At 75.6% G+C, this 12626-nt stretch carries 14 protein-coding genes; 8 read left to right on the plus strand and 6 right to left on the minus strand.

Annotated features, from left to right (window positions below; genetic code table 11):
• Window positions 1–252: 252 nt before the first annotated feature.
• Complete coding sequence (locus ABZ497_RS31025) at window positions 253–921, minus strand: hypothetical protein (protein WP_359809978.1); 669 nt, start codon at window positions 919–921, stop codon at window positions 253–255.
• Between the two features lie 420 nt (window positions 922–1341).
• Here ABZ497_RS31025 and ABZ497_RS31030 point away from each other — a divergent pair, with 420 nt between their 5' ends.
• Both ABZ497_RS31030 and ABZ497_RS31035 read left to right on the plus strand, forming a co-directional pair.
• A complete protein-coding gene (locus tag ABZ497_RS31030) occupies window positions 1342–1722 on the plus strand; it encodes a hypothetical protein (RefSeq protein ID WP_329491226.1) in 381 nt (126 codons plus the stop codon).
• An 8-nt stretch (window positions 1723–1730) separates the two neighbouring features.
• The gene (locus ABZ497_RS31035) at window positions 1731–2006 is read left to right on the plus strand and encodes a hypothetical protein (protein ID WP_359809981.1); all 276 of its coding nucleotides are present in this window, start codon (window positions 1731–1733) and stop codon (window positions 2004–2006) included.
• A 276-nt stretch (window positions 2007–2282) separates the two neighbouring features.
• Here the strand turns inward: ABZ497_RS31035 and ABZ497_RS31040 are convergent, their stop codons facing one another.
• The gene (locus tag ABZ497_RS31040; RefSeq protein WP_359809984.1) at window positions 2283–3218 is read right to left on the minus strand and encodes an NADP-dependent oxidoreductase; all 936 of its coding nucleotides are present in this window, start codon (window positions 3216–3218) and stop codon (window positions 2283–2285) included.
• A 141-nt stretch (window positions 3219–3359) separates the two neighbouring features.
• On the opposite strand from ABZ497_RS31040, the gene ABZ497_RS31045 reads away from it, so the two are divergent.
• Window positions 3360–3779: a helix-turn-helix domain-containing protein gene (locus tag ABZ497_RS31045; RefSeq protein ID WP_359809987.1), complete on the plus strand. Its 420-nt coding sequence runs from the start codon at window positions 3360–3362 to the stop codon at window positions 3777–3779.
• On the opposite strand, the gene ABZ497_RS31050 is transcribed toward ABZ497_RS31045, so the two are convergent.
• Window positions 3740–4396, minus strand: a complete 657-nt coding sequence (locus tag ABZ497_RS31050) for an AAA family ATPase (protein WP_359809990.1) — start codon at window positions 4394–4396, stop codon at window positions 3740–3742. The genes ABZ497_RS31045 and ABZ497_RS31050 overlap by 40 nt on opposite strands.
• A gap of 131 nt (window positions 4397–4527) precedes the next feature.
• Here ABZ497_RS31050 and ABZ497_RS31055 point away from each other — a divergent pair, with 131 nt between their 5' ends.
• A complete protein-coding gene (locus ABZ497_RS31055) occupies window positions 4528–5070 on the plus strand; it encodes an AAA family ATPase (protein ID WP_359809993.1) in 543 nt (180 codons plus the stop codon).
• 100 nt (window positions 5071–5170) lie between these two features.
• Here the strand turns inward: ABZ497_RS31055 and ABZ497_RS31060 are convergent, their stop codons facing one another.
• Window positions 5171–5719, minus strand: coding sequence for a MarR family transcriptional regulator (locus tag ABZ497_RS31060; protein ID WP_359809996.1), 549 nt, complete (start codon window positions 5717–5719; stop codon window positions 5171–5173).
• 46 nt (window positions 5720–5765) lie between these two features.
• Here ABZ497_RS31060 and ABZ497_RS31065 point away from each other — a divergent pair, with 46 nt between their 5' ends.
• From ABZ497_RS31065 to ABZ497_RS31075, 3 genes are all read left to right on the plus strand, one after another.
• A complete protein-coding gene (locus tag ABZ497_RS31065) occupies window positions 5766–6746 on the plus strand; it encodes an EamA family transporter (protein WP_359809999.1) in 981 nt (326 codons plus the stop codon).
• A gap of 144 nt (window positions 6747–6890) precedes the next feature.
• The gene (locus ABZ497_RS31070; RefSeq protein ID WP_359810002.1) at window positions 6891–7787 is read left to right on the plus strand and encodes a neutral zinc metallopeptidase; all 897 of its coding nucleotides are present in this window, start codon (window positions 6891–6893) and stop codon (window positions 7785–7787) included.
• A gap of 204 nt (window positions 7788–7991) precedes the next feature.
• Window positions 7992–8354 carry a hypothetical protein gene (locus ABZ497_RS31075; RefSeq protein WP_359810005.1) on the plus strand — a complete coding sequence of 121 codons (363 nt, stop codon included), beginning with the start codon at window positions 7992–7994 and terminating at the stop codon, window positions 8352–8354.
• A gap of 131 nt (window positions 8355–8485) precedes the next feature.
• Here ABZ497_RS31075 and ABZ497_RS31080 read toward each other — a convergent pair whose 3' ends face one another.
• Window positions 8486–10030 (minus strand): alpha/beta hydrolase, encoded by a 1545-nt coding sequence (locus tag ABZ497_RS31080; protein WP_359810007.1) that lies wholly within the window; start codon window positions 10028–10030, stop codon window positions 8486–8488.
• Between the two features lie 300 nt (window positions 10031–10330).
• On the opposite strand from ABZ497_RS31080, the gene ABZ497_RS31085 reads away from it, so the two are divergent.
• Window positions 10331–11866 carry a hypothetical protein gene (locus tag ABZ497_RS31085; RefSeq protein WP_359810010.1) on the plus strand — a complete coding sequence of 512 codons (1536 nt, stop codon included), beginning with the start codon at window positions 10331–10333 and terminating at the stop codon, window positions 11864–11866.
• Here ABZ497_RS31085 and ABZ497_RS31090 read toward each other — a convergent pair.
• Window positions 11863–12555, minus strand: coding sequence for a nitroreductase (locus tag ABZ497_RS31090; protein ID WP_359810012.1), 693 nt, complete (start codon window positions 12553–12555; stop codon window positions 11863–11865). The genes ABZ497_RS31085 and ABZ497_RS31090 overlap by 4 nt on opposite strands.
• Window positions 12556–12626: the final 71 nt, after the last annotated feature.

Raw genomic sequence — 12626 nt, forward strand, 5'->3', positions numbered from 1 at the left:
GGCTCATGCGGTCCGCCTTGGCTTTCGGGGGAGTACCGAGTACGGCACGGTGGCGTCATTCTGTGAACGCCCGTGCCGTACCCGCATCCGCCCGCAGGCCCCCGCCCGGCGCCGTTCACGCCCCGGAGGGAACCGGCTGCGCCGCCCGGCGTCCCCCCGGCGGCCGGTTCGGGGGCCGCCGGGCGGCATCTGCCGGTTCGTGGGCCGCCGGGCGGCATCTGCCGGTTCGTGGGCCGCCGGTTCGCCGTGGGCTCAGCCGCCGAGCGACTTGGCCAGCACCATCGCCAGCCCGCTCTCGGCGAGGGCCTCCGCCGGGGCGTTGACGCCGTCGCCCGGGCCGCGGTCCTTCACCACCTCGACGGCGTAGACGCGTCCGCCGGCCACGAAGAGGGCCCTCGGGTGGGTGCCGTCCTTACGCTGGGTCAGTACCGCCTCCTGGCCGACCCCCGGCAGGGTGGTGACCTGGAGCTGGCCGTCCGCCTTGGCCGAGGCCAGGGCGGTCGGGGTGGTCTCGCGGATCGAGGCGTAGGAGTCGGGCGAGCCCCAGGTGCAGCCCCAGACCGGGCTGCCGTCGCTCGCCGGGTCGGGGTGGGTGCCGCGGAACGGGCCCGAGGTGCCCACCGCCGCGACGACCTGGGGGGACTGCAGCAGCGTGCAGGCGTCCGCCGGCCGCCCGGCGGGCGCGGCGGTGGGTGCTCCGGTGCTCGCGGGGGCTGGCGCGGAGGCGCTGGATCCGGGTGTCGTCGCCGCCGTGGGCGCGGCCGCGCCGGGCGTCGTCGCGGCCGCGGCGGATGTGGTGGGCGGGGGCGCGGCCGTCGCCCCGCCGGAGGACGAGCAGCCGGCCACGGCGACGCCCGCGAGGGCCAACGCGGGCAGCCAGAGCTGCCGACGCCCGTACCGGACCGCTGATTCGAGCTGCATGGGACCCCCTCGTCCGGCGTCCGCCGGTGCGGCGGACTGTGGTGCTCCAGGGATCCTAGTGGCCGGGCCGGTCCGGTATTTCCCGTTCCGGAAACGGGAGTTGCACAGCTGCGTCACGAGCCCGACCCGGCGCGTCCGGCGGTCGGACCGGCGGTCCGGGGTGCGGGGGTGGTACGCGCACGTGCGGCCGGGCTCCCGGCGGCGCCCGGGACGGGAGGGTCTGACCAGGACCGATGCGACGCAAGTCCTTTACCAGTACCGGGCGGTCGGTGTCGAGCTCTCCTTCCTCAGCTCCCCGGACGGGTGATGTTCTGGTGAAAGTGGTCATGCCAGGAATGGCGGCCCGGCATCCTTGGGCCGGTGACCAGGCGGATCCCGCAATCGGCGGATCCCGAGACCAGGCGGATGGAGGCCCAGACGGTGAGCACGAACCTGCCGGAGACCGTGGCGGAGGGGCCGGTCCTCCCGGCGCCGCCCCGGGTCGTGGACGACCTGGCCCGTGACCTGACCCATGCCGCCGCCGCCGTCCGGGCGGTCTCGCGGGCGGGGCGCAGCGGCGGCGACGTCGCCGTCGCGGCGTACACCGCCGTGGTGTGCACCGGCCGTTCGGCGGCCCGGGCACTGGAGGAGGCGGCCGCGTGGTGCCGCCAGGCACCCGAGGCGGAGGTGCACTCGCTGGCCTGGGCCCGGGTGCCCGGGCACCGCGACGACGTCTACGAGTACCGCGTCACGCTGGCCGTGAGCTTCCCCGACCACGAGACCGGCGAGCACAGCGGCGACACCCACCACGCCCCGCGCTGAGCCGGATTATGATCGCTCCCACGGATGATGGGGGCACGAACGAGATACGGGCGACCACGGCCGGGGAGACCGAACTCTCCACCGGGGCCGCGGTGGTGGTGACCGTCCTGGCGGCGCTGGGGGCGGTGGCGGTCCTGCTGGCCGTCCTCCACTGGCTGGGCTGGACCGCCCCCGGGATCGGCTGGCTGCTTGCCAAGGGCGCCGTCAAGCTCTGCGCCGGCGGCGCGGTCGGCCTGATCGGTGCCCTCGCCTGGCTCCGCCAACGGCACGCCTCACGCGGGTAGTTCCGCCGTCGTCCGCACGCCGACGCCCGGGACGAGGGCCGGCGACCCGCTGGTCGCCGGCCCCCGTGCCGTCACGCCGGGGGCGGGACGGGGACCGGGGCCACGGCAGCTGGATGGCGTTCAGTCCCAGCCGGCGTTGGCGGGGACGGTGTAGGGGCCGGCCTGGAAGGCGGTGATGTGGCCGGTGGTGTCGGCGAGACCGGTGTAAAGGCCGATGGCGCCGTCGGTGCGGTGGTAGAGCGGGCCGAGGTCGCTCCGTTCTCGCGCCGGCGGTGGTCAGGGGACCAGGACGAGCCGGCCGCGCAGGCCGCCGCCGGCCAGTCGGCGGTGGGCGTCGGCGGCCCGGGCCAGCGGGTGGGTGGCGGCGACCCGGAGGGTGAGCCGGCCCGCGGCGGCGAGGGCGGACAGCTCGGCGAGCGCCGGGCCGTCGGCGGCGATCCAGACGGTGGCGACCCGGATGCCGCGCAGGCCCTGGGGCGCGCCCCCGGACACGGTGACGAAGCTGCCCCGGTTGCGGACGGCGCCGAGTGCGACCACCCCGAGCAGGGCGGCGTCCAGGGCGCCGTCCACCCCGCCCGGGACGAGCGCCCGGACGGCGGCGGCCGGATCGGCGGTACCGCGCGGCACGAACCACTCGGCCCCCAGACCCCGGACCAGCGCCTCGTCCGCCGCACCGGCCAGGGCCACGACCCGCAGGCCGCGCAGGGCGGCGAGTTCGACGGCGAAGCCGCCCACCGCGCCGGCCGCGCCGGTCACCAGCAGCGAGGCGCCGGCCGGGAGGCCGAGCAGGTCCAGTGCCTGGGCGGCGGTCAGTCCGTTCAACGGCAGCGTCGCCGCCTCGACGGCCGGCACCCCCGCCGGGGCCGGGGCGAGCGCCGAGGCGTCCAGCACCACGTACTCGGCGTAGGTGCCGAGCGGGACGTCCAGACGGTCGCGAAGACCGATCACCGGGTCGCCCGGGCCGAAGCCGGACACTCCCGGGCCCACCCGGTCGACCGTGCCCGCCACGTCCCAGCCCAGCCCGGTCACCTCGCGCGGTGCCATCAGCCCCGCCGCCACCAGGGCCCCGGAGCGGGTCACGGCGTCCACCGGATTGACCCCGGCGGCGGACACCCGGACCCGCACCTGGCCAGGGCCGGCCTCGGGGACGGGCACCTCGACCAGCTCCAGGGCTTCCGGACCGGCATGGCTGCGGACGACGACGGCGCGCACGGGGCACTCCTCGGGGAGGGGACGGCGGGACCCGGCGGTCCCGGGGCGATCGGACTTGCCAACGGCACCCACGCTAGGGAGAGTTGCCCTCCGGTCGGAAGCACGCACCGCGAAGTGCGTACCGTACGGGGAGGGAAGCCCATGGCCACCATGACCGCCGCCCAGCGCCGCTCGGCCGAGCGCGCGAGCTTCGACGCCTACCTCGCGCAGTGCCCGGCGCGGCAACTGCTCGACCGGATCGGCGACAAGTGGGTCAGCCTCCTCGTCAACGCGCTGGCCGACGGCCCGCAGCGGTACAGCGAGCTGCGCCGCAGACTGGCCGGGGTCAGCGAGAAGATGCTCACCCAGACCCTGCGCGCCCTGGAGCGGGACGGCCTGCTCACCCGCACCGTCACGCCCTCGGTGCCCGCCCGGGTCGACTACGCGCTGACGCCGCTGGGGGCCGGACTGCTGCCGGTGGTACGGGCGATCAAGGCCTGGGCGGAGGAGAACATGCCCGAGGTGCTCGCCGCCCGGGACGCCTACGACACCCGGCCGGACGTACGCGGCGCGGGGGGCTGAGGGCCCGGCCGGCCCGAGGGCGTGCGGAGCGCCTCGTCGAGGCGGACCGCGAGAGTGTCCCAGGGGCGGCAGTCGACCACCGGGAGGCCGTACCGGTCCGCCTGCTCGGCGAGCCAGTGCGAGTACCGGGCGCCGACCTCGGCCCGCCGCACCTGCGGGCCGCACCCGGGCTCGCGGGCGGCGTAGTTGGCGGTGATCCGGGCCGCGTCCGGCTCGTGCAGGAACACCGCCCGGACACGGCGCCCGGCCGCCCGGCCCGCCTCGACGGCCCGGGCGGCGGCGGCCGGGGTGAGGTAGTCGCCCTCGACGACGGCGGGCACGTCCACCGTCAGGCGGTTGCGGACGACACCGAGGACGGCGGGCTCCAGCGCCCCGGCGGTCGCGATCTGCAGCTGCAACTCCTGCTCCGCTGTGCGGGGTTCGGCAGGGTCAGGGCTGTCGAAGTGGTGCAGCCCCGGGTGCTGGTCGGCTGTGGTGATCTCCTGGACGGCGCTGACCACGTCGTCGAACTCCACCACGAACGCGCCCGTCTCCCGGGCCAGTCGCGCGGCTGCCCGGCTCTTCCCGATGCCCGAGGCTCCGCCGATCAGCACGATGTCCCACCACAAGGTCGTCATGCGGCGGACCGTATCGCGGGCCGTGGGACGGGATCACCCGCATTCCACCGGGCCGGTGCGGCGACGGGCCGGCCCGTCCGCATCGCGGCGGTGCCCGGCGGGCTCGGGCGGCGTCCACTAGCGTGGGGTGGATGACAGGCAGTGAGCACACCGTGCTGATCGTCCTGCGGGGCAACAGCGGATCCGGCAAGTCGAGCATCGCGGCCGAGCTGCGGGCCCGGTGCGGGCGGGGGAAGCTCGCGCTGGTCGGCCAGGACAACCTGCGCCGGACCGTGCTGCAGGAGCGGGACACGGACGGTTGCGCCTCGATCGGCCTGATCGACACCGTCGCCCGCTACGCCCTCGACCACGGCTTCCACGTCGTCGTCGAAGGCATCCTGACCGCTGCGCGGTACGGCCCGATGCTCGGGCGGCTGGCCGCGGACCACCGCGGCCGCACCCTGCTGTACTACCTCGACGTCGACCTGGCGGAGACTCTGCGCCGGCACTCGCTGCGGCCGCAGGCCGCCGAGTTCGGCTCCGAGGAGATGACCGGCTGGTACGTCGGGGGCGATCTGCTGCCCGGTGGTGCGGAGCAGGTCGTCGGCGAGGACAACACCCTGGAGCAGACCGTGGCGCGGATCCTGGCGGACGCCGGTCTGACGCCGCCGGCGTCCGGAGCCGGCGAGCCCTGAGCTGCCGACTCCTCAGCTGCCGAGCCCTGGGCCGTCGGAGTTCTGGACCGTCGGAGTTCTGGCCCGTCGGGGCTTCCCGGGGAGGGCGGGCGGATCCTCGTCACGCCTCGGTGGACTTCGGGGGGTGGTCCAGGCGGTACTGCCAGCTGGTCAGCAGGCCCTCCAGGGCGGTGGCCTCCTGGGGAGTGAGCAGCTCCAGCAGGCGGTGCTCGTTGCGCATGTGGGCGGTGAACGCCTCGTCGATCAGTCGCCGGCCGGCCGGGGTGAGTGCGACGACGCGCCCGCGCCCGTCCTCGTCGCTGCGACGGCGGGTGACCAGCCCGGCCCGCTCCAGGCGGTCGATCCGCTTCGTCATGGCGCCGGTGGTGACCATCGTGTGGGCGGCGAGTTCGCCGGGGGCCCGTTCGAAGGGGGGGCCGGCTCGGCGCAGCGCGGCGAGCACGTCGAACTCGCCCTCGCCGAGGCCGTAGCGGGCGTACACCAGGCCGAGCTCGTCGGTGAGGCGGGCGGCGAGGCGGTGCAGCCGGCCGATCACCGCCTGCGGCGAGACATCGAGGTCGGGCCGCTCCCGCCGCCATTCGGCCTGGATGGCGGCCACGTGGTCCGGGGCTCCGGGTGGCGGTCCGAGCGGGTCGCGCTGCTGTTCCATGGCGCCATCCTAGCCGGATAGCTTCCTGGGAAGTTATATTGCTTCCATGGAAGCGAATATTCGGTGGATCCTGGTGACCGCCGTCGCGCCGGTCGCCTGGGGTGCCAACTACTACGTCACCCGCGAATTCCTCCCGGCGGACCGCCCGCTCTGGGGTGCCGCCCTGCGGGCCCTGCCGGCCGGCCTGATCCTGCTCGCCCTCGCCCGGCGGCTGCCGCGCGGGGCCTGGTGGTGGCGCTCGGCGGTGCTCGGACTGCTCAACACAGGGGTCTTCTTCGTCCTGCTCTACGTCGCCTCGCAACTGCTCGCCACCAGCGTCGCCTCGACCGTCATGGCGGCCTCCCCGCTGGCGATGATGCTGATCGCCTGGGCCCTGGTGGCCGAGCGGCCGGCCCGCGCGCACCTGGTCGGCGCGCTGGTGGGGCTGGGTGGGGTCGGGCTGATGGTGCTCGGCCGGGCGGGTGCGGTGAGCCCGGCCGGGTTGGCCGCCTCGATGGCCGCCATGCTGGTCTCCTCCTTCGGTTACGTCCTCGCCGGCCGCTGGCGCGACGGTGCGGACGTCCTGGCCTCGACCTCCTGGCAGTTGATCGCGGGCGGGCTCGTCCTGCTCCCGGCGGCCGCGGTTGCCGAGGGGGTGCCGCCGGTGCCCGCCCTGGCGGAGCTGCTGGCGTTCGGGTACGTCGCCGTGGTGGCCACGGCGCTGGCGTTCGTCGCATGGTTCGCCGGTCTGCGGCACCTGCCGGCCGGGACGGTCGGCCTGGTCGGCCTGCTCAACCCGATCACCGGTGTCCTGCTCGGTACAGCGGTGGCAGGAGAGGAGCTGGGGCCGGTCCAGGCGGGCGGGTTGCTGCTGGTGCTGGTGGGAGTGCTGCTCGGGCGGCCGCGTGCGGCGGGGCGGCGTGCGGAACGCCCGCGGCCGGGGGCGCCGGTGGAGGGGGTCGAGACGGTCGAGACGGTCGAGGGTGGGGCCTGCCGGGGTGCGGGGCGCGGGGCGGGCGGGGCGTTCCGGGCCCGGCGACGTGGGTGAGCCGGTTCAGCTGGTTCACCCCGGCGGCCGGGTCCGGCAGACCCGTTCTGACCTGCGCGTCCTGCCCCGGCCGGGGTGGTCCGGCGGGCTACCGTGGCCGGGCGGCCGCACCCGGGTCGCGGCGGGTGCGACGGACGGAGGGACATGCAGTTCGACGAGCAGGGGGACCTCGACACCTCGCAGGTGGACGACCGGCGCGGCCGCCCGGGAGGCCGGGTCGCCATCGGCGGTGGCGCGGCGGGCCTGCTGATCGCGCTGGTCGCGGTGCTCTTCGGGGTCGACCCGAGCCTGCTCGGTCTCTCCGAGGGAGGCGGTCCCGGTGCGGACGCGCGCCCCAGTACCGCCGGCGAGGTGCAGCAGGTCTGCCGGAGCGGCGCGGACGCGAACCGCCGTCAGGACTGCCGGATCGTCGCCGTCACCAACAGCCTCCAGGAGTACTGGCGGGGCGAACTGCCCCGGCACGGCGCGCCCTACCGCCCCGCCGAGACGGTCCTGTTCACCGACCGCGTCTCCACCGCCTGTGGCGCGGCGACGTCCGCCGTCGGCCCGTTCTACTGTCCGGGCGATCGTCAGGCCTACTTCGACCTCGGCTTCTTCGACGAGCTCTCCACCCGCTTCGGCGCCCGCGGCGGCCCCTTCGCCGAGGCGTACGTGGTGGCCCACGAGTACGGGCACCACATCCAGAACCTCACCGGCACGACCCAGCGGGTCGGCGGGGACCGGCAGGGCCAGAACAGCGCCTCGGTGAAGCTCGAACTCCAGGCGGACTGCTACGCGGGGGTCTGGGCGCACCACGCCACCACCACCCCGCAGGCCTCCACCGGCCGGCCGCTGATCAGCACCCTCACCGACCAGGACATCGCCCAGGGTCTGGACGCCGCGGCCGCCGTCGGCGACGACCGGATCCAGAAGCGGGCGACCGGCCGGATCGACCCGGAGGTCTGGACGCACGGCTCCTCGGCGCAGCGCCAGGCCTGGTTCACCGCCGGCTACCGCACGGGCTCGATGAGCGACTGCGACACCTTCGCGACCCCGCGCTGACCCTGTTCGGGCTTCACACCGACCGGTACCGGTATCGGCCACCCGGCTGCTCCCGGCGCTGCTCGTGGGTGTCGTTCCGCGCGCCCCGCCGCCCGCCACACCCTGTCATCCGTCAGGGACCGTTGCCGCCGCACCGCTCCTACGCTGCTGATCAGTGGCCGGATCACTCACCGCCGGCCCCCGCGAACCCAGAGGGAGAACCACATGCGCAGGATCCTGCACGCCGCCGCCGCGCTCGCCCTGGCGACCGCCGCCGTCACCACCCTGGGTGCCACCGGCGCCCAGGCCGCCGGCAGCTGGGACGGCTGCCCGTCCGGAGCGGTCTGCATCTACGGCGAGGGGGCCCCCACCTCCACCCCGCCGACCGATGTCCTCTACAGCTACGGAGCCCACAACCTGAGCAACAAGACGGGCTGGCACTGGGTCCTCAACAACCAGACCGGTGGCGCCCACGCCCGACTGTGCCTCGGTTACAACGGCACCAACTGCAACTACGACATGGCCGCCCAGAACGGCGTCTGGGCCGACCTGGGCCCGGTCAACTCCATCACCCTCGACCGCCCCTGAGCTCAGCCGGCTCCGATCCGCCGAGGATGCGGTGGTGGCCGCCGGGCCCTGCGGCCACCACCGCACTCCGGGCAGGCCGCCCACCCGTCCGGCCGGACCGCCCCCGGCGCCGGGGGGCGCCTGGGTGCCGGTCAACCCGACTGCGGGGAGGGGCAGCTGAGATCACGGGCGGGGACGCGGCCGTCGAGCAGGTAGGACTCGACGACCTCGCGGACACAGGCGTTGGACCCCGGGTACTGGCCGTGGTCGCCGCTGCCGGTCACCGTCACCAGCCGGGAGCCGCGCAAGGCCCGGTGGGCCGAGCGGGCCGCCTCGTCGTAGGTGGCCGGGTCGTGCACCGAGTTGAGCATCAGCGTGGGCGGCAGGCCCGCCCCCGTCACCCGCACCCGGGGTGCGGTCGGCGCCGGCCAGGTGGCGCAGACGGCGGCGAAGGCCAGCGTCCGGGCGCCCGCCAGTGGCCAACGGGCGGTGAGTTCGCGGCCCCGCGCGACCCAGGTGTCCAGATCACCCGTCCAGGGCGTGTCGTTGCAGGTCACGGCGAAGTACTCGGCGAGGAACCCGGGGCTCAGGTACTGGCCGAAGACCTGCCGCGCCGTCTCCCGGGCGGCCGGGCTCGCGCCCGGCCAGTCGTCCAGTGCGGTCAGGGCGGTGGCCAGCGCGGGGAAGCCGTCGCTCGCCCGGTAGACGGCCTGGACGGTGCCGTTGTCCAGCTGGTTGGGGCCGACCGTCAGGGCGCCGTCGACGAGCGGACCGTCGTGCAGGGCCGCGCGCCGCCGCTCCCAGTGGGCCCCGGCCTCGGCGACGGTGGCGCCGTAGTGGTACGTGTCGTCCCGGGCCGCCAACCAGGGCAGGAAGTCCTCCTCGAAGCGGCGCTGGAAGCTCATCGGCTGCCCCAGCTGGAACCGCTCCCAGCTGCCGTCGAAGCCGACGTTGCTGTCCAGCACCATCCGCTCCACCCGCCGCGGGAAGAGCGTCGCGTAGTACGCGCCGATCATGGTCGCGTAGGACGGGCCGTAGTAGGTGATCCGCCGCTCGCCGAGCAGGGCGCGGAAGAGGTCGAGGTCGCGGACGGTCTGCTCGGTGGTCAGGAACGGCAGCAGACCGCCGCTGCGCCGCGCGCAGTCGGCGCCGAGGCGACGGGAGTTGTCGATCACGCGGGCGCGGGCGGCCGGGTCGTCGTCGCGGAAGTCCCCGGCGAAGAAGTCCTGGAACTCCTCCGGTGTCTGGCAGACGGGCCGGGTGCTCCGGCCCACCCCGCGCTGGTCGAAGCCCACCACGTCGTACGCGGCTCCGACGGCCGGCGCCGCGCGCACGAAGCTGCCCGGCCGCAGCAGCCCCGCCCCGCCGGGGCCGCCGGCGGCCATCAGCAGGGTGCCGCGCCGCTTCGCCGGGTCGTCCGCCCGGTGCCGGGACACCGCGACGGAGAGGTCCGGACCGCGCTTCGGGTGGTGCCAGTCACGCGGGACGGCCATCGTGGCGCACTCCAGCTCGGGCGCCTCCGCACAGGGCTGCCAGGCGAGTCGCTGCTGGGTGTAGCGGGAGGGGACGGGCGGTACCGGGGCGCCGGTGGCCGCGGCGGCGCCGGTGACGGGCAGGGACAGGGCGGCGAGGAGCGCGGCCACCGCGGTGGCGAGCGCCCCCCGGCGCCGACGGGTGCTGGGTACGGATTCGTTCACGTCTTGATCCTCGGGGCCCGGAGCGGGTGCGGTCGATCCGGCACGCACCACTTTTCGGGGTGGTGCGGACGACACCCGCCGAACGGCGGGGGCGCCGAGGGCGCAGGGCTCCTCCGGGTGGCCCGGGCAGCACTGTTGACGGGCCGTCGGCCGGGCGAACGGCGGGAGCGCGAGGGGGACGGCCCGGTCGTGTGTCGGGGTCGCGCCGCCCGGAGGAGCGATTGTCGGTGCAGGTCGTTAGGCTGCCGTCCGCAGTGATCGGAACGGAACCAGTACGGGCACGGGGCAGGCGGTAGCGGTATGACGACGACGGACGACGGGGTGGGCGGGGCCCGCGAGGCGCTGGCCGCGCTGCGCGCGCTGGCGCAGGAACCGTCCGGTGGGATCGAGCTGCTGGGCGGCTTCACGGACGAACAGATGGACGCCTGGCCGGTCTTCGTGCCGGCGGCCTGCCGCGCGGTGCTGCGCGAGGTCGGCGGGGTCGAGAGCGAGGAGTGGGGCACCTACGCCTTCGGTCCGGTCGGCGGGGAGGCACCGGGCGAGGGCTACCTGGTCGTCGGTGAGACCGGCTACGAGGGCGGGCAGCTGGTGGTCGGCGTCGGGGCGGCGGCGCGTGCCGACTGGGGCCCGGTGCTGCGCCTCGAACCCTGGGGGGACGAGGAGAGCGTCGTCGAGGCGCCCGGATTCGTCGGCTGGCTGCCGGAGTTGGCCGGCCGGCTGGCCGAGGGTGAGGACGCCTGGCAGCAGCCGGCCGGTGCCTCGACGGTGCTCGCCGTGCCCTCGCTGCGGGCGGCGGCCGCCGATCCCGGGCTCGCCCGGCTGGCCGGCCCCGGCGACAGTCTGACCGACGTCGTCGACCTGCGGGAACTGCCCGGCTACCCGTGCACGCTCGGCTGGGAGCCGTACTACTCGACCGCGCACGCCACCGCGGACACCAGCGGCAGCGAGGTCTCGTTCACCCTGGTCGGCGACGGGCGGGCGCTGCTGGTCCGGAGCCTGGTCAGTGGGGACTTCCTGGGCCGCCCGGTCGAGCGGCCCGCCGTCCCCGCCGACGCTCCCGAGCGGGCGGTGGCCGAACTGCGCGCCCTGGCGGCGGAGCTGCCCGGCCTGGTGGTCCTGGAGGGGGGCTGCACCGAGGCGGAGCTGGACGACTGGCCGGTGCCGCTGCCCGGCGAGGTGCGCGCCGTGCTGCGGGAGCTCACCGGAGTCCGGATCGCCGGCCTGGAGCCGGTCGAACTGCGCCCCGGTGCGGTGGCCGACCGGCACTCGCCGACGCTGGTGGACATGGTCGGCGGCCCGGGCTCGTTCTGGCCGGTGGCCTGGCTGGACCGGGGCCACGACCCGGTCTCCGTGCAGGTGCGGATCGACCGGGAGACGGGGGAGTGGGGCCATGTCGTCTCCGTCCCGGGGGACGCGGAGCGGCTCGCCGAATGGCCGGAGGTGTCCCTGCTCGCTGAATCGCTGCCGCACCTGCTGCTCGTCCTCGCCCGGGCCGCCCGCGGTGCGGCGCGCCGGGCGGCGACGGCGGACGGCGGTGTGGACGGCGCCCGGTTCGCGAGCCGGGTGCGGTCCGCCCTCCACCACTTCCTGCCCAACACGGGCGAGCCCTGGGTCTTCTCGGCCCCGGCGCGGGAGTGGGCCGCGGCCGGTGACGCACTGCGGGCCGCGGCGGCGGCCGCGCTCCCCGGGGACGCCCTGGTGGCGGACCTGCGGGAGGCGCCGATACCGGCCGACCTCTGCTTCCACCGGGTGCGGGCCTGGGGCTACCGGACCCGGGCCGAGCGGCTGTGCTTCCTGGCGGGCGGTCGGATCGTCGCCGTCGTCCCGGTCTCCTAGTCGTGGAACGTCGTGGTCGCCGTCAGTGCCACGCGTCCGGTGCTGACCCGGTTGACCGGCGCGGCGGCTTCGGCGTAGCCGAACGAGACCCCGACGAGCAGCTTCCCTCCGCTGACGCCGAGTTCGCCGCGCACGGTGTCGGCGTAGAAGCTCAGCAGTCCCTGGGGACAGCTGTCCACGCCGTACGCGGCCATCGCCAGCAGCAGTGTCTGCAGATAGGCGCCGACATCCGCGGCCGGCCGCGCGTCGGCACGGTCTGAGGAGACGAAGAGGAACGCGACGTGCGGTGCGCCGTAGAACCGCAGGCTCTCGGCGTCGTACGCCGCGCGTGCCGCGGCGTCGTCGCGGGCGATACCCAGCGCGCCGTAGAGCTCGGCGCCGAAGGCGGCGCGCCGTTCCCGCTGGATCGGGGCGTACATGTCCTCGCGGTACGGGAAGTCGGCGGAGGTGCGGCGGGCGGCGTGGGCCGCCCGCAGGGCGTCTGCCAGGCGGTCGCGCGGTGCTCCGCTGACCACCTCCACCCGCCACGGCTGCGTGTTGGAGTTGGACGGCGCGGCGCCGGCCAGCGAGAAGACCGCACGCATCGTCTCCGGGGGCACGGCGTCGGGCCGGAACGCACGTACGGCGCGTCGGCCGCGGATCAGCCGCTCCGCGTAACCACTCAGCTCGGTGTGACCGGACCGGCCCATGGGGCACCCCTCACTCGCACGAAGTAGACGCAACCGTTTACTTGGACGGGTGCGACTCTACCCACCCGCCG

The sequence above is a fragment of the Kitasatospora sp. NPDC005751 genome (assembly GCF_040630835.1).
GTDB lineage: Bacteria > Actinomycetota > Actinomycetes > Streptomycetales > Streptomycetaceae > Kitasatospora.

Coding starts and splice junctions, on each gene's coding strand:
- ABZ497_RS31025 (WP_359809978.1), bottom strand. CDS start 921: ATGCAGCTCGAATCAGCGGTCCGGTACGGGCGTCGGCAGCTCTGGCTG.
- ABZ497_RS31035 (WP_359809981.1), top strand. CDS start 1,731: ATGATCGCTCCCACGGATGATGGGGGCACGAACGAGATACGGGCGACC.
- ABZ497_RS31045 (WP_359809987.1), top strand. CDS start 3,360: ATGGCCACCATGACCGCCGCCCAGCGCCGCTCGGCCGAGCGCGCGAGC.
- ABZ497_RS31050 (WP_359809990.1), bottom strand. CDS start 4,396: ATGACGACCTTGTGGTGGGACATCGTGCTGATCGGCGGAGCCTCGGGC.
- ABZ497_RS31055 (WP_359809993.1), top strand. CDS start 4,528: ATGACAGGCAGTGAGCACACCGTGCTGATCGTCCTGCGGGGCAACAGC.
- ABZ497_RS31060 (WP_359809996.1), bottom strand. CDS start 5,719: ATGGAACAGCAGCGCGACCCGCTCGGACCGCCACCCGGAGCCCCGGAC.
- ABZ497_RS31065 (WP_359809999.1), top strand. CDS start 5,766: ATGGAAGCGAATATTCGGTGGATCCTGGTGACCGCCGTCGCGCCGGTC.
- ABZ497_RS31070 (WP_359810002.1), top strand. CDS start 6,891: ATGCAGTTCGACGAGCAGGGGGACCTCGACACCTCGCAGGTGGACGAC.
- ABZ497_RS31075 (WP_359810005.1), top strand. CDS start 7,992: ATGCGCAGGATCCTGCACGCCGCCGCCGCGCTCGCCCTGGCGACCGCC.
- ABZ497_RS31085 (WP_359810010.1), top strand. CDS start 10,331: ATGACGACGACGGACGACGGGGTGGGCGGGGCCCGCGAGGCGCTGGCC.
- ABZ497_RS31090 (WP_359810012.1), bottom strand. CDS start 12,555: ATGGGCCGGTCCGGTCACACCGAGCTGAGTGGTTACGCGGAGCGGCTG.